The 1,112-nt window shown below is 67.6% G+C and carries 1 protein-coding gene and 1 pseudogene; both read left to right on the top strand.

Annotated elements, in window-relative coordinates; translation table 11 throughout:
* Positions 1-680: pseudogene (locus Q1J79_RS00765) on the top strand (AMP-binding protein); the annotation flags it as partial.
* Between the two features lie 117 nt (positions 681-797).
* Positions 798-977 (top strand): hypothetical protein, encoded by a 180-nt coding sequence (locus tag Q1J79_RS00770; RefSeq protein ID WP_300295300.1) that lies wholly within the window; start codon positions 798-800, stop codon positions 975-977.
* Positions 978-1,112: the final 135 nt, after the last annotated feature.

Below are 1,112 nucleotides of genomic sequence, written 5' to 3' on the forward strand. Positions count from 1 at the left end.
CGCCGCTGCCCGGCGCCATCGCGCAGAAGCCGGGCTCGGCCACTTTGCCCTTCTTCGGCGTCAAGCCGGTCATTGTGGACGGCGACGGCAACGAGCTGCATGGCGCCACCGAGGGCAACCTGTGCATCGCTGACAGCTGGCCAGGCATGATGCGCACGGTCTATGGCGACCACCAGCGCTTCATCGACACCTATTTCGCCACTTTCCCCGGCCGCTATTTCACCGGCGACGGCTGCCGCCGCGACGCCGACGGCTATTACTGGATCACCGGCCGCGTCGACGACGTGATCAACGTCTCGGGCCACCGCATGGGCACGGCGGAAGTGGAAAGCGCGCTGGTCGCCCATCTCAAGGTGGCCGAGGCCGCCGTGGTGGGCTATCCGCACGACATCAAGGGCCAGGGCATCTATGCCTATGTGACGCTGAAGGCCGGCATCCAGCCGAGCGAGGAGCTGCGCAAGGAACTGGTGCAGCATGTGCGCGCGCTGATCGGGCCGATCGCCTCGCCCGACCTGATCCAGTGGGCGCCGGGCCTGCCCAAGACCCGCTCGGGCAAGATCATGCGCCGCATCCTGCGCAAGATCGCCGAGAACGAGTTCGGCAGCCTGGGCGATACCAGCACGCTGGCCGATCCGTCCGTGGTCGACGACCTGGTCAACAACCGCATGAACAAGAGCTGACGTCGCGCTAGAAAAAAACAGGGGGGCTGCGACGCCGGGCGCCGGGGAACAAACCCGGCGCCCGTTTCGTTTGGGGCAGACATGGAATCCGCCGCGCCAGCGGGAAAGGAGCTGCCCATGCCAGCCCAGTATGGTCCTGAAGAACGTGCTGAAACCGAAAGCGAGCAGCGCGTGGTGCCGGGCGACCGGGCGCGCGCGGGCATCGAGCTGCACCGCATGCGCTATGTGCTCGGCTTCGGCATCGCGGGCGTGGTGATCGCCTTCCTGCTCGCCTGGTATTTCCTGATCCGGGTCTGATCCGGGTCTGATCCGGGCTCAGTCCCTGGCTTTGCGGCGCGGCGCCACTTTCGGCAGGCCGCTGGCCTGCCCGGCGATCTGCGCGCTCACGCTTTCGGCCTGTCGCAGGCGTTGCAGCAGCGCGGCCGCCGCCGG

This window comes from Ferrovibrio sp., assembly GCF_029255545.1.
Classification (GTDB): Bacteria; Pseudomonadota; Alphaproteobacteria; order Ferrovibrionales; family Ferrovibrionaceae; genus Ferrovibrio.

Bases quoted from the DNA above. Each gene is read 5' to 3' on its own strand.
- Q1J79_RS00770 (WP_300295300.1), top strand. From the start codon at position 798: ATGCCAGCCCAGTATGGTCCTGAAGAACGTGCTGAAACCGAAAGCGAG.